Source organism: Peribacillus sp. P4_D6 (assembly GCF_056401795.1).
The window spans coordinates 12,267-38,648 of the sequence record NZ_JBFUIQ010000018.1 but is presented as its reverse complement, the minus strand read 5'-3'; the positions used below and the strand labels follow the sequence as shown (position 1 = coordinate 38,648).

Annotated in this window: 29 protein-coding genes and 1 other annotated feature; all 29 genes read right to left on the bottom strand. The window is 41.3% G+C overall.

The window, feature by feature from the left end:
* Position 1 precedes the first annotated feature (1 nt).
* On the bottom strand, positions 2 to 658 hold the full coding sequence (gene rpsC, locus AC1DVB_RS08700; protein WP_034305014.1) for a 30S ribosomal protein S3: 657 nt from the start codon (positions 656 to 658) through the stop codon (positions 2 to 4).
* A gap of 3 nt (positions 659 to 661) precedes the next feature.
* The gene (gene rplV, locus AC1DVB_RS08695) at positions 662 to 1,003 is read right to left on the bottom strand and encodes a 50S ribosomal protein L22 (protein ID WP_034305017.1); all 342 of its coding nucleotides are present in this window, start codon (positions 1,001 to 1,003) and stop codon (positions 662 to 664) included.
* A gap of 17 nt (positions 1,004 to 1,020) precedes the next feature.
* On the bottom strand, positions 1,021 to 1,299 hold the full coding sequence (gene rpsS, locus AC1DVB_RS08690; protein WP_034305018.1) for a 30S ribosomal protein S19: 279 nt from the start codon (positions 1,297 to 1,299) through the stop codon (positions 1,021 to 1,023).
* A 60-nt stretch (positions 1,300 to 1,359) separates the two neighbouring features.
* Positions 1,360 to 2,190, bottom strand: a complete 831-nt coding sequence (rplB, locus tag AC1DVB_RS08685) for a 50S ribosomal protein L2 (RefSeq protein WP_034305021.1) — start codon at positions 2,188 to 2,190, stop codon at positions 1,360 to 1,362.
* 26 nt (positions 2,191 to 2,216) lie between these two features.
* Positions 2,217 to 2,501, bottom strand: coding sequence for a 50S ribosomal protein L23 (rplW, locus tag AC1DVB_RS08680; protein WP_034305023.1), 285 nt, complete (start codon positions 2,499 to 2,501; stop codon positions 2,217 to 2,219).
* The gene (gene rplD, locus AC1DVB_RS08675; RefSeq protein WP_034305025.1) at positions 2,501 to 3,124 is read right to left on the bottom strand and encodes a 50S ribosomal protein L4; all 624 of its coding nucleotides are present in this window, start codon (positions 3,122 to 3,124) and stop codon (positions 2,501 to 2,503) included. Before rplD ends, rplW begins: the two co-directional genes overlap by 1 nt.
* 25 nt (positions 3,125 to 3,149) lie before the next feature.
* The gene (rplC, locus tag AC1DVB_RS08670; protein WP_048677885.1) at positions 3,150 to 3,779 is read right to left on the bottom strand and encodes a 50S ribosomal protein L3; all 630 of its coding nucleotides are present in this window, start codon (positions 3,777 to 3,779) and stop codon (positions 3,150 to 3,152) included.
* A 40-nt stretch (positions 3,780 to 3,819) separates the two neighbouring features.
* A complete protein-coding gene (gene rpsJ, locus AC1DVB_RS08665; protein WP_019244375.1) occupies positions 3,820 to 4,128 on the bottom strand; it encodes a 30S ribosomal protein S10 in 309 nt (102 codons plus the stop codon).
* Positions 4,129 to 4,538: 410 nt separating this feature from the next.
* Positions 4,539 to 5,726 (bottom strand): elongation factor Tu, encoded by a 1,188-nt coding sequence (gene tuf, locus AC1DVB_RS08660; protein WP_048677883.1) that lies wholly within the window; start codon positions 5,724 to 5,726, stop codon positions 4,539 to 4,541.
* Positions 5,727 to 5,847: 121 nt separating this feature from the next.
* Complete coding sequence (gene fusA / locus AC1DVB_RS08655; protein ID WP_057276476.1) at positions 5,848 to 7,926, bottom strand: elongation factor G; 2,079 nt, start codon at positions 7,924 to 7,926, stop codon at positions 5,848 to 5,850.
* 44 nt (positions 7,927 to 7,970) lie between these two features.
* Positions 7,971 to 8,441 carry a 30S ribosomal protein S7 gene (gene rpsG / locus AC1DVB_RS08650; protein ID WP_034305035.1) on the bottom strand — a complete coding sequence of 157 codons (471 nt, stop codon included), beginning with the start codon at positions 8,439 to 8,441 and terminating at the stop codon, positions 7,971 to 7,973.
* Between the two features lie 41 nt (positions 8,442 to 8,482).
* The gene (gene rpsL / locus AC1DVB_RS08645; RefSeq protein ID WP_034305038.1) at positions 8,483 to 8,905 is read right to left on the bottom strand and encodes a 30S ribosomal protein S12; all 423 of its coding nucleotides are present in this window, start codon (positions 8,903 to 8,905) and stop codon (positions 8,483 to 8,485) included.
* Positions 8,906 to 9,009: 104 nt separating this feature from the next.
* Positions 9,010 to 9,258 carry a 50S ribosomal protein L7ae-like protein gene (locus AC1DVB_RS08640; RefSeq protein WP_034305040.1) on the bottom strand — a complete coding sequence of 83 codons (249 nt, stop codon included), beginning with the start codon at positions 9,256 to 9,258 and terminating at the stop codon, positions 9,010 to 9,012.
* Between the two features lie 295 nt (positions 9,259 to 9,553).
* Positions 9,554 to 13,150, bottom strand: coding sequence for a DNA-directed RNA polymerase subunit beta' (gene rpoC, locus AC1DVB_RS08635; RefSeq protein ID WP_057276475.1), 3,597 nt, complete (start codon positions 13,148 to 13,150; stop codon positions 9,554 to 9,556).
* A gap of 184 nt (positions 13,151 to 13,334) precedes the next feature.
* Positions 13,335 to 16,904, bottom strand: a complete 3,570-nt coding sequence (gene rpoB, locus AC1DVB_RS08630) for a DNA-directed RNA polymerase subunit beta (protein WP_048677874.1) — start codon at positions 16,902 to 16,904, stop codon at positions 13,335 to 13,337.
* 238 nt (positions 16,905 to 17,142) lie between these two features.
* On the bottom strand, positions 17,143 to 17,748 hold the full coding sequence (locus AC1DVB_RS08625) for a class I SAM-dependent methyltransferase (RefSeq protein ID WP_477588970.1): 606 nt from the start codon (positions 17,746 to 17,748) through the stop codon (positions 17,143 to 17,145).
* A gap of 192 nt (positions 17,749 to 17,940) precedes the next feature.
* A complete protein-coding gene (gene rplL, locus AC1DVB_RS08620) occupies positions 17,941 to 18,300 on the bottom strand; it encodes a 50S ribosomal protein L7/L12 (RefSeq protein WP_053349071.1) in 360 nt (119 codons plus the stop codon).
* A gap of 62 nt (positions 18,301 to 18,362) precedes the next feature.
* Entirely contained in the window at positions 18,363 to 18,863 is a 501-nt protein-coding gene (gene rplJ, locus AC1DVB_RS08615; protein WP_034305052.1) for a 50S ribosomal protein L10, read from the bottom strand.
* A gap of 39 nt (positions 18,864 to 18,902) precedes the next feature.
* Positions 18,903 to 19,053 (bottom strand) — a sequence feature (ribosomal protein L10 leader region).
* Positions 19,054 to 19,099: 46 nt separating this feature from the next.
* Positions 19,100 to 19,795 (bottom strand): 50S ribosomal protein L1, encoded by a 696-nt coding sequence (rplA, locus tag AC1DVB_RS08610; RefSeq protein WP_057276474.1) that lies wholly within the window; start codon positions 19,793 to 19,795, stop codon positions 19,100 to 19,102.
* A gap of 104 nt (positions 19,796 to 19,899) precedes the next feature.
* Positions 19,900 to 20,325 (bottom strand): 50S ribosomal protein L11, encoded by a 426-nt coding sequence (rplK, locus tag AC1DVB_RS08605; protein ID WP_034305057.1) that lies wholly within the window; start codon positions 20,323 to 20,325, stop codon positions 19,900 to 19,902.
* Between the two features lie 174 nt (positions 20,326 to 20,499).
* Positions 20,500 to 21,033, bottom strand: coding sequence for a transcription termination/antitermination protein NusG (nusG, locus tag AC1DVB_RS08600; RefSeq protein WP_048677866.1), 534 nt, complete (start codon positions 21,031 to 21,033; stop codon positions 20,500 to 20,502).
* Between the two features lie 258 nt (positions 21,034 to 21,291).
* On the bottom strand, positions 21,292 to 21,474 hold the full coding sequence (secE, locus tag AC1DVB_RS08595) for a preprotein translocase subunit SecE (protein ID WP_034305062.1): 183 nt from the start codon (positions 21,472 to 21,474) through the stop codon (positions 21,292 to 21,294).
* Between the two features lie 50 nt (positions 21,475 to 21,524).
* Complete coding sequence (rpmG, locus tag AC1DVB_RS08590) at positions 21,525 to 21,674, bottom strand: 50S ribosomal protein L33 (protein WP_072273931.1); 150 nt, start codon at positions 21,672 to 21,674, stop codon at positions 21,525 to 21,527.
* Positions 21,675 to 21,867: 193 nt separating this feature from the next.
* The gene (gene sigH / locus AC1DVB_RS08585; RefSeq protein WP_094246690.1) at positions 21,868 to 22,500 is read right to left on the bottom strand and encodes an RNA polymerase sporulation sigma factor SigH; all 633 of its coding nucleotides are present in this window, start codon (positions 22,498 to 22,500) and stop codon (positions 21,868 to 21,870) included.
* An 85-nt stretch (positions 22,501 to 22,585) separates the two neighbouring features.
* The gene (locus AC1DVB_RS08580; RefSeq protein ID WP_034305067.1) at positions 22,586 to 23,095 is read right to left on the bottom strand and encodes an NYN domain-containing protein; all 510 of its coding nucleotides are present in this window, start codon (positions 23,093 to 23,095) and stop codon (positions 22,586 to 22,588) included.
* Positions 23,096 to 23,099: 4 nt separating this feature from the next.
* Positions 23,100 to 23,843 carry a 23S rRNA (guanosine(2251)-2'-O)-methyltransferase RlmB gene (gene rlmB, locus AC1DVB_RS08575; protein WP_034305069.1) on the bottom strand — a complete coding sequence of 248 codons (744 nt, stop codon included), beginning with the start codon at positions 23,841 to 23,843 and terminating at the stop codon, positions 23,100 to 23,102.
* Positions 23,840 to 24,262, bottom strand: a complete 423-nt coding sequence (locus tag AC1DVB_RS08570) for a Mini-ribonuclease 3 (protein WP_034305071.1) — start codon at positions 24,260 to 24,262, stop codon at positions 23,840 to 23,842. The genes rlmB and AC1DVB_RS08570 overlap by 4 nt, the downstream gene beginning before the upstream one ends.
* 3 nt (positions 24,263 to 24,265) lie before the next feature.
* The gene (gene cysS, locus AC1DVB_RS08565; RefSeq protein WP_057276472.1) at positions 24,266 to 25,663 is read right to left on the bottom strand and encodes a cysteine--tRNA ligase; all 1,398 of its coding nucleotides are present in this window, start codon (positions 25,661 to 25,663) and stop codon (positions 24,266 to 24,268) included.
* A gap of 1 nt (position 25,664) precedes the next feature.
* The gene (cysE, locus tag AC1DVB_RS08560; protein ID WP_034305073.1) at positions 25,665 to 26,315 is read right to left on the bottom strand and encodes a serine O-acetyltransferase; all 651 of its coding nucleotides are present in this window, start codon (positions 26,313 to 26,315) and stop codon (positions 25,665 to 25,667) included.
* Positions 26,316 to 26,382 lie beyond the last annotated feature (67 nt).

The following is a 26,382-nucleotide window of genomic DNA, read 5'->3' as shown; positions in this document are numbered from 1 at the left end:
ATTATTTTCCTCCTTCCTCAGATTTCTTCTTAGTAGGAAGAACTTCTCCACGGTAGATCCAAACTTTCACGCCTAGCTTACCGTAAGTAGTATCTGCTTCAGCATGAGCATAGTCTATGTCTGCACGAAGTGTGTGAAGTGGAACTGTTCCTTCGCTGTAATGTTCAGCACGAGCAATATCAGCACCGCCAAGACGACCAGAAACTTGAGTTTTGATTCCTTTTGCTCCAGAACGCATAGTACGTTGGATAGCTTGCTTTTGAGCACGACGGAATGAAACACGGTTTTCTAATTGACGAGCGATGTTTTCTGCAACCAATTTTGCGTCAAGATCTGCTCTTTTAATTTCGATGATATTGATATGAACTCTTTTGCCAGTCAACTGGTTCAAAGCTTTACGAAGTGCTTCGACCTCAGTACCGCCTTTACCGATAACCATTCCTGGTTTAGCAGTGTGGACAGATACATTGATACGGTTAGCTGCACGCTCGATTTCAACTTTTGAAACAGAAGCATCATTTAGACGTTTCGCGATATATTCACGAACTTTGATGTCTTCATGCAAAAGAACTGCGTAGTCTTTATCAGCGTACCATTTGGATTCCCAGTCACGGATTATCCCGATACGCATACCGATTGGATTTACCTTTTGACCCACAGATTACCCCTCCTTCTTTTCTGATACAACGATTGTAATATGACTAGTACGTTTGTTAATTGCACTCGCACGACCTTGAGCGCGAGGACGGAAACGTTTTAATGTTGGTCCTTCATTAACGTATGCTTCTGAAACGACTAGGTTATTAATATCCATTTCGTAGTTATGTTCTGCATTTGCGATAGCAGATTTCAGAATTTTTTCTACGACTGGAGAAGCAGATTTTGGTGTTAAGCGAAGAATCGCTACTGCTTCACCTACTTGTTTTCCTCGAATTAAATCTGCGACTAAACGCACTTTACGAGGAGCAATACGAACTGTTTTAGCGACAGCTTTAGCTTGCATGAGATGCCCTCCTCTCATTAACGTCTTGTTTTCTTGTCATCACTTGCGTGACCTTTATAAGTGCGTGTAGGCGCGAATTCGCCTAGTTTGTGACCTACCATATCTTCTGTTACATAAACCGGCACGTGCTTACGACCGTCATAAACGGCGATTGTGTGTCCGATGAATTGCGGGAAGATTGTTGAGCGACGAGACCAAGTTTTTACTACCTGTTTCTTGTCAGCTTCATTTAATTTTTCAACTTTTACCAATAAATGATCATCAACAAAAGGCCCTTTTTTTAAGCTACGACCCATGCGAGTACCTCCCTTCGTGACTGTTCTACGGTTCTATTTATGAACCGTAGCTCAATCCCGTTATTTTTTACGACGACGTACGATAAATTTATCGGATTTATTTTTCTTCTTACGAGTTTTGAATCCAAGAGTAGGTTTACCCCATGGAGACATTGGTGATTTACGTCCGATTGGCGCTTTACCTTCACCACCACCGTGTGGGTGATCATTCGGGTTCATTACAGATCCACGAACTGTTGGGCGTTTACCTAACCAACGGTTACGGCCAGCTTTACCAATGTTGATAAGTTCATGTTGTTCATTACCGACTTGACCGATTGAAGCACGGCAAGTAGCAAGAATCATACGAACCTCACCTGAGTTTAAACGTACAAGTACATAACGGCCTTCTTTACCAAGTACTTGAGCAGATGTACCTGCTGAACGGACTAATTGTCCACCTTTTCCTGGTTTAAGCTCGATGTTATGAATTACTGTACCAACTGGGATGTTAATTAGAGGTAGTGCGTTACCCACTTTGATGTCAGCTTCTGGACCTGACATAACTTCCAAACCTACTTCTAGGTTTTTCGGAGCTAGGATATAACGTTTTTCTCCATCAACGTAATTAATTAATGCAATGTTTGCAGAACGATTTGGATCGTACTCAATAGTAGCAACGCGTCCTGGTATACCATCTTTATTCCGTTTGAAATCGATGATACGGTATTGACGCTTGTGGCCGCCACCTTGATGACGAACTGTTAACTTACCTTGGTTATTACGGCCGCCTTTGCTGTGTAAAGGAGCAAGTAATGATTTTTCCGGTTTGTCTGTAGTGATCTCAGCAAAATCGGAAGTTGTCATATTACGTCGACCGTTAGAGGTAGGTTTATACTTCTTAATCGCCATTTGTATTTCCCTCCTTCTCTAATGAATTAAGCCTCGAATAGCTCGATTTCTTTGCTGTCAGCAGTTAATTTAACAATAGCTTTACGGCGCTTGTTAGTATAGCCTGCATGTTTGCCCATGCGTTTGAATTTACCTTTGTAGTTCATGATGTTTACTTTCTCAACTTTAACGCCGAAAATTTCTTGAACAGCATCTTTAACTTGAGTTTTATTAGCTCTAACATCAACTTCAAAAGTATATTTCTTTTCAGCCATTATGTCTGAAGAGCGTTCAGTGATTACGGGGCGCTTAATGATATCGCGTGCATCCATTATGCAAGCACCTCCTCTACTTTTTCGACAGCTGATTTAGTCAAGATCAATTTGTTGTGTGAAACAACATCAAGAACATTAAGACCATCAGCTTCAACTACAGTAACACCAGGGATGTTACGTGCAGAAAGAGCAACTTTCTCATCTAAACCGTCAGTAACCACTAACGTTTTAGTATCTACAGAAAGGTTTTTAAGTACCGCTACAAACTCTTTTGTTTTTGGAGCTTCGAAAGACAAGCTTTCAAGTACCAAAATGTTCTCTTCCAATGCCTTTGCAGACAATGCAGATTTAATAGCTAAACGACGTACCTTTTTAGGTAGCTTGTAAGCGTAAGATCTTGGAGTTGGTCCAAAAACAACGCCACCGCCACGCCATTGTGGAGAACGGATAGAACCTTGACGCGCACGTCCAGTTCCTTTTTGTTTCCAAGGTTTACGTCCACCGCCTGCAACTTCAGAACGGTTTTTAACTTTATGAGTTCCTTGACGTAAGGAAGCTCGTTGCATGATGATTGCTTCAAATAATACGTGATTATTAGGTTCGATACCAAAGATGGATTCATTTAGCTCGATGTCGCCAACTTGTGAACCTGTTTGGTTGAACAATGTAACTTTTGGCATTCTATTGCTCCTCCTTTCTCAGAAATTACTTTGCTTTAACAGCAGATTTAACTTTGATCAATGCTTTTCTAGCACCAGGTACATTACCTTTGATCAATAGTAGGTTACGTTCAACATCAACTTTAACGATAGCTAAGTTTTGAACAGTGATTTGATCTCCACCCATACGTCCTGGTAAAAGTTTACCTTTGAATACGCGGTTTGGAGCTACAGGACCCATTGAACCTGGGCGACGGTGGTAACGAGAACCATGAGACATAGGTCCGCGAGATTGTCCATGACGCTTGATAGAGCCTTGGAAACCTTTACCTTTTGAAATTCCTGATACATCTACTAAATCGCCTTCAGCGAAAATACTAACATTGACTTCTTGACCGATCTCATATTCAGTAAGATCCGTTCCGCGGAATTCGCGAATGAAGCGCTTAGGAGTAGTATTTGCTTTTTCAACATGGCCCTTTTCAGGTTTGTTAGAAAGCTTTTCACGTTTGTTTTCAAAACCAACTTGAACTGCTTCATAGCCATCAGTTTCAACAGTTTTCTTTTGAAGAACCACGTTATTAGCAGCTTCGATAACTGTTACCGGAATAAGTTCACCGTTTTCAGCAAAAACTTGAGTCATACCGATTTTTCTTCCTAAGATTCCTTTGGTCATAAGTCACACCTCCTAGAGTAATTGTTCATATTTATATGAATTATAATTTGATTTCAATGTCAACGCCTGATGGTAAATCTAAACGCATCAATGAGTCAACTGTTTGTGGAGTTGGGTTAACGATGTCGATTAGACGTTTATGCGTACGCATTTCGAATTGTTCACGAGAATCTTTGTATTTATGAACCGCACGTAGGATCGTGTATACCGATCTTTCAGTAGGTAATGGAATCGGACCAGATACAGCCGCACCAGAACGTTTTGCAGTTTCAACAATTTTCTCAGCAGATTGATCAAGGATTCTGTGATCATATGCTTTTAAACGGATACGAATTTTTTGTTTTGCCATAATTTTCCCTCCTTTTCGCCTATTTTAAAATAGACCTTCTCAATGGAAATTTCCCACACACTCGCCATGGCAAAGCGGCCGGGTGTGTCAGCAACCTTCCATATCATCGCAGTCAAAGACCAACATTGTCTATTATACATATAACACAAGTGAAATGCAAGTCAAACTTATATTTTTTCTTGTGCAACACACTTTTATTATTATACATACTATCACAAGTATTTACAAGTACATTCTATGAGGTCTTTCGTATCCATTTTCTTCATTTGTAATTATCAAGAAACCCATTAAATAAACTCCAGTTATTATAGAAGAAAGAATGAATATTCTTTACAAATAAAAAAGAAGCAGATGGCGTCCCATCTGCTTCTTCCGGAAGGCGTCCCTTCCAATATTGTTTTATCAATCAATTATTCTTGGATTGTAGCAACTACGCCAGCGCCTACAGTACGTCCACCCTCACGGATAGAGAATTTAGTACCTTCTTCGATAGCGATTGGAGCGATAAGTTCTACAGTCATTTCGATGTTATCTCCAGGCATAACCATTTCTACGCCTTCAGGAAGGTTACAAATACCAGTTACGTCAGTTGTACGGAAGTAGAACTGAGGACGGTAGTTTGTAAAGAATGGAGTGTGACGTCCACCTTCTTCTTTAGAAAGAACATAAACTTCAGCTTTGAACTTTGTGTGTGGAGTGATAGTGCTTGGTTTAGCAAGAACTTGTCCACGTTGGATATCTTCACGGGATACACCACGAAGAAGTGCACCGATGTTGTCACCAGCTTCAGCATAGTCAAGAAGTTTACGGAACATTTCAACACCAGTTACAGTTGTTGGTTTAGACTCTTCGTTGAAACCGATGATGTCAACAACGTCACCGACTTTAACTTGTCCACGCTCAACACGACCAGTTGCAACAGTTCCACGACCAGTGATTGAGAATACATCCTCAACTGGCATCATGAATGGCTTGTCAGTGTCACGAGTTGGTTCTGGGATGTACTCGTCAACAGCTGTCATTAATTCATGAATTTTTTCTTCCCAAGCAGCGTCTCCTTGAAGAGCTTTTAGGGCAGATCCTTTGATAACTGGAATGTCATCGCCAGGGAATTCGTATTCAGATAGTAGATCACGGATTTCCATTTCTACTAATTCAAGAAGTTCTTCGTCATCTACCATGTCGCATTTGTTCATGAATACTACTAGGTATGGTACACCTACTTGACGAGAAAGAAGGATGTGCTCACGAGTTTGTGGCATTGGGCCATCAGCAGCAGATACTACTAGGATTCCGCCGTCCATTTGTGCAGCACCTGTGATCATGTTTTTAACATAGTCAGCATGTCCTGGGCAGTCAACGTGTGCATAGTGACGAGTAGCTGTTTCGTACTCAACGTGTGCAGTAGAGATTGTGATACCACGTTCTCTTTCTTCTGGAGCACCATCGATTTGGTCATAAGCGCGAGCTTCAGCTCCACCAGATTTAGCAAGTACAGTTGTGATTGCAGCAGTTAGAGTTGTTTTACCATGGTCAACGTGACCAATTGTTCCAACGTTAACGTGCGGTTTTGAACGATCAAATTTAGCTTTTCCCATTAGGAATTCCTCCTTAAAATTATAAATAAAAAATTAAGTATATAGGGGCTGTGAAAGAAGACTAATTCTTCCATCACAGCTTACATAAGATAGTTATACTTTAATAAGAGATGAAAATCAATTATTCACCTTTATTTTTTTTGATGATTTCTTCAGAAATGCTCTTAGGTACTTCTTCATAATGATCGAAGTGCATAGAGAATGTTCCGCGTCCTTGAGTGTTAGAACGTAAAGATGTAGCATATCCGAACATTTCAGATAGTGGAACCATCGCTTTAACCATTTGCGTGTTACCGCGAGCTTCCATACCTTCTACACGACCACGACGAGATGTGATATCTCCCATGATGTCGCCTAGGTAATCTTCTGGAATAACTACTTCCACTTTCATGATTGGTTCAAGGATAACCGGCTTACATTTAGATGCAGCATTTTTAAGTGCCATAGATGCAGCAATTTTAAATGCCATTTCGTTGGAGTCAACGTCATGGTAAGAACCGTCGAATAATTTTGCTTTGATGTCGACTAGCGGGTAACCAGCAAGTACACCACGGTCAAGTGAATCAACTAATCCAGCTTGTACAGCAGGGATATATTCACGTGGTACTACACCACCGACGATAGCATTTTCAAATTCGAATCCTTTACCTTCTTCGTTTGGACCAAATTCGATCCATACGTGTCCGAATTGTCCACGACCACCTGATTGGCGAACGAATTTACCTTCAACTTTAGCTGAACCACGGAAAGTTTCACGGTATGCTACTTGAGGAGCACCAACGTTAGCTTCCACTTTAAATTCGCGACGCATACGGTCAACAAGGATGTCCAAGTGAAGTTCACCCATACCAGCGATGATTGTTTGACCAGTTTCTTGGTCAGTGTGCGCACGGAATGTTGGATCTTCATCTTGTAGCTTTTGTAAAGCTTGACCCATTTTGTCTTGGTCTGCTTTGGATTTCGGTTCAACTGACAGTGAGATAACTGGTTCTGGGAATACCATGGATTCAAGAATTACTTGGTTCTTGTCGTCACATAGAGTATCACCAGTTGTAGTATCTTTCAAACCAACAGCAGCAGCGATATCCCCTGCATATACAGTTGAGATTTCTTCACGGCTGTTTGCATGCATTTGAAGGATACGTCCAATACGTTCACGCTTACCTTTTGTTGAGTTGATTACATAAGATCCTGATTCTAATGTACCTGAGTACACGCGGAAGAATGTAAGTTTACCAACGTAAGGGTCAGTCATAACTTTAAACGCTAAAGCGGAGAACGGTTCAGAATCATCTGAATGGCGTTCCACTTCATCTTCTGTATCCGGTAGAGTACCTTTAATAGCCGGCACGTCTAATGGAGATGGAAGGAAGTCGATAACGTTATCAAGCATTAATTGAACACCTTTGTTTTTGAAAGCTGATCCACAGATAACTGGGAAGAATTCAACGTTAACAGTTGCTTTACGAATAGCTGCTTTTAATTCAGCAATGCTGATTTCTTCGCCGCCAAGGTATTTTTCCATTAAGTCTTCATTAACTTCTGCTACTGCTTCAATTAACTTTTCACGGTATTCTTCAGCTAATTCCCTATGTTCTTCAGGAATTTCACCAACAGTGATATCAGTTCCTAGATCATTGGCATAGAAATGAGCTTTCATTTCAATAAGGTCAATGATTGCAGAGAATTGATCTTCAGCACCGATTGGTAACTGAACCGGGTGAGCATTAGCTTGTAGACGATCGTGGATTGTTCCAACTGAATATAGGAAATCCGCACCGATTTTGTCCATTTTATTTACGAATACGACACGTGGTACACCATAAGTTGTAGCTTGGCGCCAAACTGTTTCAGTTTGAGGCTCAACACCTGATTGGGCATCAAGTACAGCTACAGCTCCATCAAGTACACGCAATGAACGTTCAACTTCAACTGTGAAGTCTACGTGTCCTGGCGTATCGATGATGTTTACACGGTGACCTTTCCACTGTGCAGTTGTTGCAGCGGATGTGATCGTGATTCCACGTTCTTGTTCCTGTTCCATCCAGTCCATTTGTGAAGCACCTTCGTGTGTTTCACCAATTTTATGAATTTTACCAGTATAGTATAGAACGCGTTCTGTTGTTGTCGTTTTACCAGCATCGATGTGAGCCATGATACCGATATTACGAGTATTTGCTAAGGAGAACTCTCTTGCCATTTGTCTTTCTCCTTCCTTTTATAAGGATTTTATAGTGATATATCTTACCAGCGATAATGAGCGAATGCTTTATTAGCTTCAGCCATTTTGTGTGTATCTTCACGTTTCTTAACTGCTGCTCCAGTATTGTTGGCAGCATCCATGATTTCATAAGCTAAACGCTCTTCCATCGTTTTTTCTCCACGAAGGCGAGAGTATTTCACTAACCAACGAAGTCCTAGAGTTGATTTGCGGTCTGGACGCACCTCAACTGGTACTTGGTAGTTAGCTCCACCTACACGGCGTGCTTTTACTTCTAATACAGGCATGATGTTTTTAAGTGCTTGATCAAAAACTTCGATTGATTCATTGCCAGTACGTTCTTTGATTAAATCAAATGCAGAGTAAAGAATTTTTTGTGATTTACCTCTTTGTCCATCAACCATTAATTTGTTGATTAAGCGAGTCACAAGTTTTGAATTATATATTGGATCTGGTAATACGTCTCTTTTCGTTACAGGTCCTTTACGAGGCATTATATTTCCTCCTTTCAAGAAAGTTCAATTTTGGTTTTAGTTTATTTTTTTGCTGCTTTCGGACGCTTAGTACCGTATTTAGAACGGCCTTGCATACGATTGTTAACTCCAGCTGTATCAAGAGCACCACGTACGATATGGTAACGTACCCCTGGTAAATCTTTTACACGTCCGCCACGGATAAGAACCACGCTGTGTTCTTGTAGGTTGTGACCGATACCTGGGATATAAGCTGTTACCTCGATACCGTTTGTTAGACGTACACGCGCATATTTACGTAACGCGGAGTTTGGTTTTTTCGGTGTCATAGTACCCACACGAGTGCAAACACCACGTTTTTGCGGAGATGATACGTTAGTTTGTGCTTTTTTAAAGCTGTTGTAGCCTTTGTTAAGTGCTGGAGATTTTGAATTAACCTCTTTAGACTCGCGTCCTTTACGCACTAATTGATTAATAGTAGGCATTACATTTTTCCTCCCTTCACGTTTTCATTTCTAGTACCACACATCCAGGTGGTTCATAAATGGGTAAAAACAAAGTCTTTGCAAATATTATTGCAAAAACATTTTTACTTTTTAATGGCAACAGTTGCTGCTCCGACATCAATACCACATGCTTTGCCAAGCATTCTCATCGAATCAACATATGTGATAGGAACATCCAATTCTTTGGCGGTCTCAACGACACGCCCAGTCAAGTATATATCTGCATCATCAGCGATGATAACTTCTTGAATTAAATTGTTTTTAAGAGCTCTAACTGCTTGCTTCGTCCCTATAATCACTGACTTTGCCTGTATTACTTTTTCATAAGACATGGTCCATATCCTCCAAAGTTACAGGGTAACATAGGAGCACCTTTGCTATAGTATCATTATAAGTCGGATACTGTCAACTTCTTTCAAAAAAATAATTCAAGCAAAAGGTTTTCCTTACATAATTCTATTAAGATTTTCAATTTGCCCAAACGGAAATTATCAAATTCTCATAGGCTTTTCAGCCGGCCATGAGTAATAAGAGAGACCAGCTCAATAAATTCTGATCCTTCATCTCCTCCAATAGGAAACGGGAGTGTGGTTTTCAGTTTAAATTATTGAGCTGGTCCTTTTTCCATTAATCCACTGTTACTGTATCGGCACTTTCGTCAACAACGACAGGGTTTGCTTTTCTGTATCTTAGCATTCCCGTTCCTGCAGGGACAAGTTTACCGATGATGACATTTTCTTTAAGCCCAAGCAATTCATCACGTTTTCCTTTTATTGCTGCATCAGTCAAGACCCTAGTTGTTTCTTGGAATGACGCGGCGGACAAGAAGGAATCCGTTTCAAGAGATGCTTTTGTGATACCTAGCAATACAGGACGGCCTGTAGCCGGTAATTTGTTGGTCAGCAATGCGTCAGTGTTTGCAGTAGTGAACTGGTTGACATCCAATAATGTTCCTGGAAGCACTTCAGTTTCACCTGCATCAAGCACACGGACTTTACGCATCATTTGTCTAACCATTACCTCGATGTGCTTATCACCGATTTCAACACCTTGCATCCGGTATACCTTTTGAACTTCATGAAGCAGGTATTCCTGAACAGTAAGCACGTCTGTAACCTTCAGCAATTCTTTCGGATCGATGGAACCCTCTGTCAACTCTTCACCACGACGGACAGGAGTATCAACAGTTACTCTTAAACGGGCAGTGTATGGCGCAGTATATGTGCGTGATTCAACTGCACCTTGAACAACGATTTCCTGTTGTTTATCCCGAATTTCATTAATCGAAACAATCGTTCCTTCGATTTCGGAAATGACAGCTTGACCTTTAGGATTTCTCGCTTCAAATATTTCTTGGATACGAGGAAGACCTTGAGTGATATCATCCCCAGCAACCCCACCTGTGTGGAATGTACGCATCGTTAACTGTGTACCAGGTTCTCCGATTGATTGAGCGGCAATAATACCGACTGCTTCGCCCACTTCAACTTCTTGACCTGTAGCCAAGTTGCGTCCATAACATTTTTTACATACACCATGGCTGGTGTTACATGTAAAGGCAGAACGGATCCATGCTGTTTCAATTCCAAGTGATTCAATATAGTTCGCAAGATCTTCAGTAATAAGATCATTTTCAGCCACGATTACATCATTTGTTTCTGGGTGTCTAATCGCTTTTCTTGCATAACGGCCAATTAGGCGCTCTTCAAGATGCTCAATTATTTCAGTACCTTCTCTCAAGGCTGAAATTTTCAAGCCGCGGTCGGTTCCACAATCGTCATCACGGATGATAACATCTTGGGCAACGTCAACAAGTCGACGAGTAAGGTAACCGGAATCGGCTGTTTTAAGTGCTGTATCGGCAAGACCTTTACGCGCACCATGTGTAGAGATGAAGTACTCCAACACGGTTAAACCTTCACGGAAACTTGATTTGATCGGTAATTCAATGATACGTCCAGCCGGGTTGGCCATCAAACCACGCATACCCGCAAGCTGCGTAAAGTTGGAAGCATTACCACGGGCACCGGAGTCACTCATCATGAAGATTGGGTTGCGTCGGTCCAGTGAGTCCATAAGTTTGGACTGAATGGTATCCTTGGCAGCACTCCAAATTGAAATGACGCGATCATAACGCTCATCCTCAGTAATAAGACCACGTCTGAATTGTTTCAAGACATTATCCACTTTGGTTTGAGCCTCAGTAATGATTCCTTGTTTTTCTTTTAAAACGACAATATCAGCCACACCAACGGTAATACCAGCTTTTGTCGAATATTTGAATCCAAGATCTTTCATCCGGTCAAGCATTTTGGATGTTTCGGTAATTTTAAAGCGTTTAAAGACTTCCGCAATGATATTTCCAAGAATTTTTTTCTTGAAAGGATCAATAGCAGGTTGAGCCTCAATCAATTCAGGGATATTAGCGCCTTTTTCCACAAAATATTTCTCTGGAGTTTTCGTTTCCAAATTATATCGTGTCGGTTCGTTAATATACGGGAATGATTTTGGTAAAATTTCATTGAAGATCAATTTTCCGACAGTGGTAATTAGAAGTTGGCCGTTTTGTTCTTCAGTGAATGTTTCATTATTTAGTGACGATGCATGTACGGCACAACGGGAATGCAAGTGTACATATCCGTTTTGGTATGCAAGTAATGCTTCACTTGTATCTTTAAAGATCATACCTTCACCGATAGCGCCTTCTCTTTCCAATGTTAAGTAATAGTTACCTAATACCATATCTTGAGAAGGTGTAACGACAGGTTTACCATCTTTAGGGTTCAAAATGTTCTGTGCTGCAAGCATAAGCATGCGTGCTTCGGCTTGGGCTTCAGAAGATAGAGGAACGTGGACCGCCATTTGGTCACCGTCAAAGTCAGCGTTGTAAGCTGTACATACGAGCGGATGCAACCGAATTGCGCGACCTTCAACCAACGTTGGTTCAAATGCTTGGATACCAAGTCTATGAAGTGTCGGTGCACGGTTCAATAGTACTGGGTGTTCTCTAATAACTTCTTCTAGTACATCCCATATTTCAGGAGATAAACGTTCAATTTTACGCTTAGCGGATTTGATGTTATGCGCTAAACCTCTTTGAACAAGCTCCTTCATAACGAATGGTTTGAATAATTCAATCGCCATTTCTTTCGGAAGACCACATTGGTACATCTTTAAGTTTGGTCCGACTACGATAACGGAACGGCCAGAATAATCAACACGTTTACCAAGAAGGTTTTGACGGAAACGGCCTTGTTTACCTTTTAACATGTGAGATAATGATTTTAACGGACGGTTACCAGGTCCAGTTACCGGACGGCCGCGACGGCCATTATCGATAAGAGCATCGACGGCTTCTTGCAGCATACGCTTCTCATTTTGAACGATAATGCTTGGTGCTCCAAGATCCAGTAATCTTTTCAATCGATTATTACGGTTGATAACACGGCGATATAAATCATTTAGATCAGATGTGGCAAAACGACCTCCATCAAGTTGAACCATAGGACGAAGTTCCGGTGGAATGACCGGAAGCACGTCAAGGATCATCCATGAAGGCTCATTTCCGGAGTTACGGAATGCTTCAAGCACTTCCAAGCGTTTGATTGCACGGGTTCTGCGTTGACCTTGAGCTGTTTTAAGCTCCTCTTTCAACGACTCTACTTCCTTTTCCGTATCAATATCTTGTAAAAGTTTTTTAATAGCTTCCGCACCCATGGCAGCTTGGAACTTCTTACCGTATTTTTCACGGTATGTACGATATTCTTTTTCAGAAAGAAGCTGTTTCTTTTCTAAAGTTGTATCGCCCGTTTCAGTTACTACGTAAGATGCAAAGTAAATAACTTCTTCCAAAGCCCGTGGAGACATATCAAGCACAAGTCCCATACGGCTAGGAATTCCTTTAAAATACCATATGTGTGAAACTGGAGCAGCAAGCTCAATATGACCCATACGCTCACGACGCACCTTAGCACGAGTGACTTCAACGCCACAACGGTCACAGACTACGCCTTTATAACGAACACGTTTATATTTTCCGCAATGACATTCCCAGTCCTTTTGAGGTCCAAAAATTCTCTCACAGAATAAACCGTCTTTTTCTGGCTTTAACGTACGATAGTTGATTGTTTCTGGTTTTTTAACTTCTCCATGGGACCAAGAACGAATCTTGTCTGGTGAAGCAAGACCAATTTTCATATACTCAAAATTATTAACGTCTAACAAGGGGCCTACCTCCCTTTTAATCTCCAGGTTTAACCCTTGATTGCCGTCAAATATCAGGCAACCTTACACCGGATGATGGTTGATTGAATCAATAAGGCTCTAACAAGGCAGCATGATCTTCAAACGAACATCTCGCTGCCAGTCAGAGCAGGTAATATATAACTAGATATGTTTATATATAATTTTATTCTTTGACAGGTGCCCCTACTTCGGAAGCAACCATATCTTTAGTTTCTGAATCAAGGCTTAATTTGTCTGCTTGGTTGGCTTCATCTTCATCTTCCAAATCACGCATTTCGATTTCACGATCTTCGGCATTAAGAATTTTAACATCCAATCCTAAACTTTGAAGCTCCTTAATCAATACTTTGAAGGACTCAGGAACGCCTGGTTCAGGGACATTTTCACCTTTGACGATCGCTTCGTACGTTTTAACACGACCCACGACATCATCTGATTTAACGGTTAGGATTTCTTGTAATGTATAAGCAGCACCATAAGCTTCAAGTGCCCATACTTCCATCTCACCGAAACGCTGTCCGCCAAATTGGGCTTTACCACCAAGTGGTTGCTGCGTAACAAGGGAGTAAGGTCCAGTTGAACGTGCATGAAGTTTATCATCGACCATATGTGCCAGTTTGATCATATACATGACACCAACTGATACACGGTTATCGAATGCTTCACCTGAACGGCCGTCATAAAGGACAGTTTTTGCATCACGGGACATCCCGGCTTCTTCAATCGTACCCCAAACATCTTCCTCAGTGGCACCATCGAATACAGGAGATGCTACATGAATGCCAAGTGCGCGTGCAGCCATACCTAAGTGAAGCTCCAACACCTGACCGATATTCATACGTGAAGGTACACCCAATGGGTTTAACATGATGTCGACTGGAGTTCCGTCTGGTAAATAAGGCATATCTTCTTCAGGAAGAATCCTGGAGATTACCCCTTTGTTACCATGTCGTCCAGCCATTTTATCGCCTTCATGGATTTTACGTTTTTGAACGATATATACGCGTGCGAGTTGGTTTACACCTGGAGGCAATTCATCGCCGTCTTCTCTGTTGAATACTTTAACATCAAGAACGATTCCGCCGCCGCCGTGAGGTACACGAAGTGATGTATCCCTTACTTCACGTGCTTTTTCACCGAAGATTGCATGTAATAGACGTTCCTCAGCAGTCAGTTCCGTTACACCTTTAGGGGTGACTTTACCAACGAGAAGGTCTCCGTCTTTCACTTCAGCACCCACACGGATTATTCCGCGCTCATCAAGGTTACGAAGCGCATCTTCCCCTACGTTAGGGATATCACGTGTGATTTCTTCAGGTCCTAATTTTGTATCGCGTGATTCAGATTCATATTCTTCAATATGAATGGAAGTGTACACATCATCTTTAACCAATCGTTCACTCATGATGATGGCATCTTCATAGTTATATCCATCCCATGTCATGAAGGCAACCAATACGTTACGTCCAAGTGCCAACTCACCTTTTTCCATTGAAGGACCATCAGCAAGAATTTCACCTTTTACAACGTTGTCGCCAACACTTACGATAGGGCGTTGATTATAGCACGTTCCTTGGTTGGAACGAATGAATTTTAATAGACGGTATTTATCAAGGTTTCCTTTTACTTGCTGTCCGTCAACCTCACTTACCCTACGTACCCATACTTCACGTGATTCAACGTGCTCTACGATACCAGGGTGTTTACAGATTACAGCAGCACCGGAGTCTTTCGCTGAAACATACTCCATACCCGTTCCTACTCGAGGGGCTTCCGGTTGCAGCAAAGGAACTGCTTGACGTTGCATGTTCGCTCCCATAAGGGCACGGTTGGAGTCATCATTTTCCAAGAAAGGAATACATGCTGTCGCAGCAGATACAACCTGTTTAGGAGATACATCCATGTAATCTACGCGGTCACGCGGAACAACGGTATTTTCACCGCGGAAACGTGCAACAACATCATTATCAAGGAATGAGCCGTCATCTGACAGTCGTACATTCGCTTGGGCAACTACATAATTATCTTCCTCATCAGCTGTTAAGTAGTCAATTTGGCTTGTGATTTTACCTGTCTCAGGGTCCACACGGCGGTATGGTGTTTCAATGAAGCCATATGGGTTAACCTTTGCAAAACTGGATAACGAGTTAATCAAACCAATATTCGGTCCCTCAGGTGTTTCAATCGGACACATGCGGCCATAGTGGGAATAATGAACGTCACGTACTTCAAAGCCAGCACGCTCACGTGTCAGACCACCAGGTCCCAATGCTGATAGACGACGTTTATGTGTCAATTCAGCCAATGGGTTCGTTTGATCCATGAATTGGGAAAGCTGTGAGCTTCCAAAGAACTCTTTAATGGATGCAATGACCGGGCGAATGTTGATTAGTTGCTGTGGAGTGATTGTATTCGTATCCTGAATGGACATTCTTTCACGCACAACACGCTCCATACGGGATAAACCAATTCTGAATTGGTTTTGCAGCAATTCACCAACGGAACGCAGACGACGGTTACCTAAATGGTCAATGTCATCCGTGATTCCCACACCATGCAATAAATTAAAGAAATAACTGATGGAAGAAATGATATCAGCCGGTGTAATGTTTTTGACCTGGTCGGTCACATAAGCATTACCGATGATATTGATCACTTTTTCGCCTTCAGCATCGTTTGGTGCAAACACTTTAATAGGTTGAAGAAGAGTTTCTTCCTCTACTACACCACCTGATGGATGGAATGTTTTGAATCCGATTCCACCTTCGATATGAGGCAGAATCCTATCAAGAGTCCGGCGATCAAGCATTGTACCTTTTTCAACAATGATTTCTCCCGTTTCAGGATCAATCAAAGTCTCTGCAATACGTTGTCCGAATAAACGGTTCTTAATATGCAGTTTTTTGTTTATTTTATAACGGCCTACATTAGCTAAATCATAACGTTTCGGATCAAAAAAGCGGGATACTAAAAGACTTTTCGCGTTTTCGACAGTAGGCGGTTCACCTGGGCGTAGACGCTCATAGATTTCTAGTAATGCTTTTTCCACACTCTCGGTGTTATCCTTTTCAAGAGTGTTGCGAAGGTATTCGTTGTCACCGATCAAATCGATGATTTCTTGATCTGTTCCGAATCCAAGGGCACGCATCAATACCGTGATCGGTAATTTCCTGGTGCGATCGATTCGAACATACACAACATCCTTGGCGTCTGTTTCGTATTCGAGCCATGCGCCACGGTTAGGAATAACGGTCGCAGAGAACCCAAGCTTACCGTTTTTATCCATTTTCCCATTGTAGTAAACACTCGGTGAGCGCACTAATTGGGATACAATTACCCGTTCAGCACCATTGATGACAAATGTACCTGTTTCAGTCATCAGCGGGAAGTCGCCCATAAATACATCTTGGTCTTTTACTTCCCCTGTTTCTTTGTTAACAAGGCGCACTTTCACACGAAGTGGTGCAGAATACGTAACATCGCGTTCTTTTGTTTCTTCCACAGAATACTTCGGCTCAGCTAAGCTGTAATCGATGAATTCTAACGATAAATTACCTGTAAAATCCTCAATAGGAGAAATATCCTGGAACATTTCCTTTAAACCTACATCTAGAAACCATTGATAAGAAGCTGTTTGAATTTCAATCAGATTCGGAAGGTCCAAAACCTCACTGATTCTTGCATAACTTCTACGTTGGCGGTGTCGTCCATACTGAACAAGTTGACCTGTCAACTGATTCACCCCTTAAATCAAGCGTTATAAGGATCCATTTGCCTCGGAAAAGGAATCATTTCCATAGACAAAAAGAAAATGGTTTTTATTTTAAAAACCACTATTTCTCATAAAACGAACTATTATTTATATATTTTTCCCATATTATCCATTGATTATACACCAATGGTATAAAAATTGCATAGTTACGGAATTATATATATGCATTTTATAATACTAACATAGCGAAAATTTAGAGTCAAACCTTTTTGGATAATAGTATATAGTAACCTTTTTTCTTAACAGGCACTTCAACATTTCCAAATAATTGCCCCATTTTATCCATTGCGGATGGAGCCCCTTGTTTTTTTTGAATGACAACCCATAATTCTCCACCAGCTACCAAACTGCGATAGCTTTCTTCTAAAATTTCGTGGACTACACTTTTACCTGCGCGAATGGGAGGGTTCGTAAGAATCGCCGCGAATTGATTGGAGGCAACTTTGTCAAAACGATCGCTTTCGTAAATCTTCACATTTGCGGCCCCATTAGAAGCAGCATTCTCTTTTGACAATTCAACTGCCCGGCTATTTATATCAATCATTTCTATCGTTCTATCGGGATAAGCTGCCGCAATCGATATTCCGATCGGTCCATACCCGCAACCAACATCGAGAATATCTCCTTCCACAGCTTCATTAAGGTTAAAACTCTCAACCAAAAGACGCGATCCGAAATCAACTTCCTTTTTCGAAAAAACACCATTATCACTTTTGAAGCGAAATGTACGTCCCTTTAATGTGAAATCCCAAAATTTCGGATTGCTTACGACATCCGGTTTATGTGAGTAGTAATGCTCTGTCAGAGTCATCTCCCCCTATCAGAAAGGAATATTGAAGATTTAATGAGAGAAGAGAGTTGAAGAATGGATGCTTGCACGCCGGAATGTTCCAGTAACGATATCCCCGTTACCAAACCATTAACGGCCAGTTCCCGTCATTTCTTTAAAATGAAGAAAAAAGCCCGCCAGTGATAGCGAGCTTTTTTTTATGCAAGATTACTTAACTTCAACGCCAGCTCCAACTTCTTCAAGTTTAGCTTTAACTTCTTCAGCTTCTTCTTTAGAAGCGCCTTCTTTGATTGCTTTTGGAGTGTTGTCAACAAGTTCTTTTGCTTCTTTAAGTCCAAGACCTGTTACTTCACGTACAGCTTTGATAACTTTGATTTTTTGATCTCCAGCAGATGTAAGGATTACATCAAACTCAGTTTGCTCTTCAGCAGCAGCGCCACCAGCAGCAGCTACAGCTACAGGTGCAGCAGCAGTTACGCCAAATTCTTCTTCGATTGCTTTTACAAGGTCGTTTAATTCTAAAACAGTCATGTTTTTAACTGCTTCTAAGATTTGATCTTTAGTCATTGTTATTTCCTCCTCGAAATGGTTGGTTTTTTTTGAATCATTAGGCTAAATAAGCGATTAGCTTACGCGCCTTGTTCTTCTTTTTGCTCTGCAACTGCTTTTGTAGCAAGAGCAAGTCCGCGCATAGGTGCTTGTAGCACGCTGAGTAGCATTGAAAGTAGGCCTTCGCGTGAAGGTAGTTCTGCAAGAGCTTTAATTTCTTCAGCAGTTGCAACATTTCCTTCGATAACTCCAGCTTTGATTTCTAACGCTTCATGTTTTTTCGCAAAATCGTTAAGGATTTTTGCTGGCGCAATAACATCTTCAGTTGAGAATGCAATTGCGTTTGGTCCTGTTAATGATTCGTTCAAAGCACTAAGTTCAGCACTTTCCGCAGCACGGCGAGTCATAGAGTTTTTGTAAACTTTAAACTCAACGCCAGCTTCACGAAGTTGCTTACGAAGTTCTGTTAATTCAGCAACAGTCAATCCACGGTAGTCAACAACTACTGTTGATTGGCTTGCAGTTAATTTATCAGTAATCTCAGCAACGATTTTTTGCTTTTGTTCAATAATTGCGTTCATCCTTACACCTCCTGTAGATTTGCTTGAAAACATTTATACCGTTTCAAAGAAAAAGCCTTCATCTCTATTGCAGACATGAAGGCAGTAATTTCAAAAGTCATAGTCAAGGACTATTATTATCGAATTACCTCGGCAGGGAATTAAGCTCGTAACGAGCACCTACTGTCTACGGTACAAATGATATTCATTTATTCACAACAAAACTTATTATAACAATAATAGTTTTGGAATGTCAATTATTTATTGAAAGTAGAAGGATCAACTTTCACGCCAGGGCCCATTGTAGTTGTTACAGAAACGTTTTTCATGTAAGTTCCTTTAGCAGCCGCAGGTTTAACTTTCATTAATGTATCATAGATAGTAGTGAAGTTTTCCACTAGTTTAGCATCCTCGAAAGATACTTTACCGATTGGAGCATGGATGTTTCCAGCTTTATCTACGCGGTATTCAACTTTACCAGCTTTGATTTCATTAACAGCTTTTGTTACGTCGAATGTTACTGTGCCAGTTTTAGGGTTAGGCATTAATCCTTTAGGTCCTAATACACGGCCAAGTTTACCAACTTCACCCATCATGTCTGGAGTCGCAACGATTACATCGAATTCGAACCATCCTTGTTGGATTTTGTTGATGTAGTCAGATTCGCCAACGTAGTCAGCACCAGCAGCTTCCGCTTCTTTTGCTTTTTCGCCTTTAGCGAATACTAATACGCGTTGAGTTTTACCAGTACCATTCGGCAGAACAACTGCTCCACGAATTTGTTGGTCAGCTTTCTTAGGGTCTACGCCTAAACGGAAAGCAACTTCAACAGTCGCATCGAATTTTGCGAAGTTTGCTTTTTTAGCAACTTCGATTGCTTCAGTTACAGCATAAGCCTTAGAAACTTCTACAAGCTTAGCTGCTTCAAGATACTTTTTACCTTTTTTCGCCATGATATAAATCCTCCTAAATTGTGGTTTTAACGGAATGACCTCCCACGAATAAAGGTTGCGAGTATCAATCGCAACCCCGTAGAAACAAATAGCAATTACATGGATTAGTCTTCGATGACAATACCCATGCTGCGAGCAGTACCTTCAACCATACGCATTGCAGCTTCAACGCTTGCAGCGTTTAGGTCAGGCATTTTAGTTTCAGCAATCTCGCGCACTTGATCACGCTTGACTGTAGCAACTTTATTACGGTTAGGTTCACCAGAACCAGACTCGATACCAGCTACTTTCTTAAGCAATACTGCAGCCGGTGGAGTTTTTGTAATGAATGTAAATGAACGGTCTTCAAATACCGTGATTTCAACAGGAATAATTAGACCAGCTTGATCTGCTGTACGAGCGTTGAACTCCTTACAGAATCCCATGATGTTTACACCAGCTTGACCTAATGCAGGACCGACTGGCGGTGCCGGATTCGCTTTACCAGCAGGAATTTGCAATTTAACCATTTTAATTACTTTTTTAGCCACGAGACACACCTCCTTATAAGTCCGTGATGTGGTAATAGGGTAATACCCTCCCACTCATCTTGAATTCTTTATATATTAATAAAGAATGCTTGTATCGTTGAGGCCTAAAAATTGAAACATACTGACCTTTGAAATTTTACCACTTTCAAAAGGTAATTTCAAGTTTTTTTCCGTTTATAATTTTTCCACTTGATTAAAATCAAGTTCTACCGGTGTATCACGGCCGAACATATTGACTAGGACCCTTACTTTCCCTTTGTCTTTATCAAGTTCTTCAATCGGTCCTGCAAAAGTTGCAAATGGTCCTTCTTTAACTTGAACCGTATCACCGATTTCAAAATCAACTTCGATTTTGCTTTCATCTACGCCCATACGTTTAAGAACGACTTCAATTTCCTCCGGAAGCAATGCAGTCGGTTTTGACCCAGCTCCAGATGAACCCACGAAACCTGTTACCCCAGGCGTATTACGGACAACATACCATGAATCATCCGTCATGATGATCTCAACCAACACATAACCTGGAAACACTTTCTTTTTGGTCACTTTCTTTTTGCCATCTTTCACTTCTGTTTCTTCTTCTTCTGGAACTACAACGCGAAAGATCTTGTCTTCCATCCCCATAGTTTCAACACGTTTTTCCAAGTTAGCTTTAACCTTGTTCTCATAACCTGAATAGGTGTGAACTACATACCAATTCTTTTCCATGTGTTAGGACTTTAACGTCCTTCCCTCCCTGCAATCAATCATTTTCTTTATTAATCTTTATCTTTGAACGTTTTAGCCAAAAAACCATACAGGCGTCATCCCGAACTTAACTAGAATATATTGTGATGATTCGTATTACAGCAGCACTCGTTTTTGAACTTCTTCACTTATTAAAAAAGACAAATTAAAAAACCCGTTTCCGGGCTTTTCTGCTGACACATATTATTCTATCACTATTATACCTTATTTTCGAATCTCTTATTCAATAACTAAGCGAATTAATTCGGAAATACCCAAATCGACCACTGTAAAGAATAAAGCCATAAATACTACAGTCGTTACCACCACGATTGTATATTTGGTAAGCTCCTTGCGTTTCGGCCAGCTTACCTTTTGCATTTCGCGAGCGACTCCGCTGAAAAATTCGGTAAAACGTTTCATGAATGTACCTCCAAGCATTAGAAGCTTCTGTCAATCTATTTATAAAACGGTTATTTCGTTTCTTTGTGAATCGAGTGTGAGTTGCACGTACTGCAAAATTTCTTGATTTCCAGCCGTTCGCCGCTTGTCGATTGTTTGCTCTCATAACTATAATTTCTTGAACCGCAATCGTTGCAGGCAAGAACTATTTTTTTTCGCATTAGATACACCTATCCTATCTACTATATCCATAAAACCTTATCACGACTGTTTTTTATTGTCAATATCAAAGCGGGTTTCACCCATTATGGACAACGTAAATCAAAACATCGGCTTGCATCTAAAAATCTTAGTGAATAAAAAACTTCCATGTGGAGAAGGGACAGATGAAATTAAGCGGAAAAAGCGGAGGGATTATAAACTGATTTCCCTTACTTCCAGATAGCGCTCGAGCTTTCTTTTCACCCGCTGAAGGGCGTTGTCGATTGACTTAACATGCCGGTTCAACTCTTCCGAAATTTCTTGGTAGGTTTGTCCATCCAGGTAAAGAGCTAACACTTTTCTCTCAAGATCACTCAGGAGCTCGGCCATCTTTAATTCGATATCGTCAAACTCTTCCTGGTTGATGATCAGTTCTTCCGGGTCCAAAACCTTCGTACCCGATATGATATCCATTAGAGTTCGGTCCGATTCCTCATCATAAATTGGCTTGTCCAGGGAAACATAGGAATTGAGCGGAATATGTTTTTGACGTGTTGCTGTTTTGATAGCTGTAATGATCTGCCTCGTAATGCATAGTTCTGCAAATGCTTTAAAAGAAGATAACTTATCCCCTTTAAAATCACGGACGGCTTTATATAAACCAATCATACCTTCTTGCACGATGTCTTCCTTATCGGCACCAATCAAGAAATAAGTCCTTGCCTTCGCTCTTACAAAATTACGATACTTTTGGATCAAATAATCAAGCGCTTCACTGTCTCCAGTGTGCACCAACCCTATCAATTCATCATCCTCAAACTGAAGATACTTTTCGTTCAGCTTCATTCCGAATTTGAGACCCACATTATATCCCCCTGACCTGACTCAGATAGAAATATTATACAGCAGGTAAATTTTACCCGTCAATGGTTCAAATTTTCCCCCGGCGCCATTTTTCGAAAATTTCTGCCACTTCTTCACTTAAAGGAATTTTAGCAACGGGTCTTATCGTTGTTGTTTTTCTTACATCTTTCTTGATTTCGCCTTGAATTTCTTCCATTTCAATTAGCAGTTCACGAGCGGATTTCCTTAGGGCCCCTTGGCCAAAGATCACCCACTGTTCCGTGAAGTCAGAGGTTGCCACTTGAATTTGCGTTTTGACATTATTCAGTTCGATGGCCATCTTTTCTATTCTTTCATCCGCAGTTTCATTTTCTTTTGTAAAAATTACGTCAACTTTGTGATTTTTGAATATGCGGGCAATTCCCTGAACATATTGAGCATCAAATACGACAATTACACGGTATCCGGTAAATGCTTGATATTCCGCCATCATTTCTATCAATCGGTCCCTTGCAGCAGCAAGATCCCGTTCTTTTAATTCTCTCAGTTCCGGCCAAGCTCCAATAATGTTATAACCGTCCACCAACAGAATATTCATTTCGTCATTGCCCTAGGGGATTTCTTTTTCTATAAACCTCATACATCAATAAACCGGCTGCTACCGATGCATTTAACGAAGTTACTTTTCCTGCCATTGGAAGACGGATGAGAAAATCACATTTCTCCTTCATTAACCGGGCCATGCCTTTTCCTTCGCTGCCGATAACAAGTCCGATAGGCATCTTTCCGTCCATGTTACGGTAATCATCGCTGCCTTTCGCATCGGTACCGACTATCCATACCCCTCGCTCTTTCAATTCTTCCACCGCTCTTGCCAGATTTGTTACGCGAGCTACAGGAATATATTCGATTGCACCCGTCGAGGCTTTAGCCACTGTTGCCGTCAAGCCCACCGCTCTTCTTTTTGGAATGATGATTCCATGTGCCCCGACTGCATCGGCCGTCCTCATGATCGAACCTAAATTATGCGGATCTTCAACCTCATCAAGGATCATGAAAAAAGGTGCTTCGTCCCGTTCAGCCGCTTTAGCGAATAAGTCATCCAGCTCCACATATTCATATGCAGCCACTTGTGCGATAACGCCTTGATGGATGCCTTCTACCATTTGGTCAATTTTTTTCTTCGGTACGATTTGCACGAGAACCTTCTTTTCCTTCGCGAGACCGATAAGTGGTTGCATCGAGCCTTTTTGCGAGCCCTCGGCTATCCAAATTTTATTAACTTCCCGTTCGGAGCGAAGTGCTTCCAATACGGGGTTTCTGCCAATGATATATTCTTCGCTCATGGGTTACTCCCCTTTTCTTCTTCAATGTATTCAATGGATTTTTTGATGAGTTCTTCCATTCTTTCTATTCGACCGGATAAATACAAAAATCCCATAAGAGCCTCGAAGGCTGTACTGTAGCGATACGTTTGCACATCTGTATTCTTCGGTACCGTACCGGATTTCGCATTTCGGCCGCGCCGAACGACAGCGGATTCCTCTTCCGATAGCCAATCTGACTCCAGAAAGAAGTGGATGATTTTATTTTGCGCTTTAGCAGCTACAAAAGATGTAGCTTTTTTGTGAAGTAGATTGGGCTTGACCGCCCCTTTTTGAATGAGGTGATGCCGTATATACGTTTCGTATACAGCATCACCTATATATGCTAAAGCAAGACTGTTCAGCATTTTTGCATCTACCTTACTATCGTAATGAAGCATTAATTACCCTCTTTTCCATCTTGTACCTTGAGGGGTATCCTCTAATATGATATTCATGTTTTTCAAGCGATCGCGAATTTCATCAGATAATCCAAAATTGCGGTCTTTCCGCGCTTGAATCCTTTGCTGTATCAACCCTTCAATTTCCTCATCCAAAAGCCCCTCTTCTTCAAGGGACAAACCGAGGACAGAAAATAAGGTGTTGAATTTATCAAGGAAAGCATCAATTACTTCCTTGTCTGTGTTTTTCTCCATCAAGTAATAATTTGCCTGTTTGGAAAGTTCAAAAAGCATGGATATTGCATTGGCTGTGTTGAAATCATCGTCCATTTCCTTAATGAATTGTTCATGTAAATCATTCAGCTTCTCCAACCAAACATCATTATTCTCAGTCAATCCGTCACTTACTTGAAGGCGATGCTTTAAATTTTGATATGATGTCCTTAAGCGTTCAAGGGACGCTTTTACATTTTCAAGCACTTCTTCACTATAATTGATCGGATGACGGTAATGTACTGATAACATGAAGAAGCGTAACACTTGTGGATCATGCTTCTGAATGATGTCATGCACAAGGACGAAATTGCCTAAGGACTTAGACATTTTTTCATTCTCAATATTTATATACCCATTATGCATCCAATAATTCGCAAAGGTTTTACCCGTCAATGCTTCGGATTGTGCAATTTCATTTTCATGATGCGGGAATGCCAGATCTTGACCTCCTGCATGAATATCGATGGTATCCCCCAAATACTTTTTGACCATTGCGGAGCATTCGATATGCCAGCCAGGACGCCCCTTACCCCATGGGCTCTCCCATGATATTTCATCATCCTTGGCCGCTTTCCAAAGGGCAAAATCAAGGGCATCTTGTTTTTTCTCCCCTATTTCAATACGTGCCCCCACTCGAAGCTCATCGATGGACTGATGTGAAAGCTTGCCATATCCCTCAAACTTACGAGTGCGGTAGTACACATCCCCTTCCGATTCATAAGCGAATCCTTTCTCGATTAGCGCCGAGATGAATTCAATGATTGCATCCATGTTCTCCATTACGGTCGGGTGAGCATCCGCTTTTTTGCAGCCCAATGCCGACACGTCTTCAAAATACGCCTTGATGAAACGCTCAGATATGGTCGGAACATCTTCCCCCAATTCTTTTGCCGCGCGAATCAGCTTATCATCCACATCCGTGAAGTTCGAAACGAATTGCACATCATATCCACGGTAATCCAAATACCTACGAACGGTATCGAATACGATTGCCGGTCTTGCATTGCCAATATGAATGTAATTATAGACAGTGGGTCCGCATACATACATCTTCACCTTTCCCTCTTCAATCGGGACGAAGGTTTCCTTTTTTCTTGTTGCTGTGTTATATATTTTAATCGCCATATTATAAACTCCTTTCTTCCTGCTTCTGTTCGGCCAACCTTGCTCTTAAGGCTCTGATTTCACTATCCAATTCCTTAAAGCGATCAGCGATTGGATCAGGAAGATCACAATGATTTAGGTCTTTATTGATTTTGATGCCATCTTGAATGACCACTTTACCTGGAATGCCCACCACTGTAGAATTAGGTGGCACTTCCTTTAGAACGACCGATCCCGCACCGATTTTCGAGTTTTCCCCAACAGTGATGGAACCCAGCACCTTTGCTCCTGTAGCTATCAAAACATTATCCTTTATCGTAGGATGACGTTTTCCCTTTTCTTTTCCGGTCCCCCCAAGAGTTACACCTTGAAAGACGGATACATTGTCGCCAATTTCACAAGTTTCGCCAATGACGATCCCCATTCCATGGTCAATGAAGAAACGACGGCCAATCGTAGCCCCTGGATGAATTTCGATTCCGGTAAAAAACCGGCTGATTTGAGATATGCTTCTCGCTAGGAAAAAGAATTTCCTCTTAAATAGTGCGTGAGCCATCCTATGACTCCAAATCGCATGTAAACCCGCGTACGTCAATATGACTTCCAAATAGCTGCGCGCAGCAGGATCTTGATCAAAAACCACTTCGATATCTTCTTTAAACATCTTTAACAAAATGATTCCCCCCTATGTTCCGTCCTTTTCCAACATCCCCTTTTGAAGCTTTTAAAGCATATAAAAA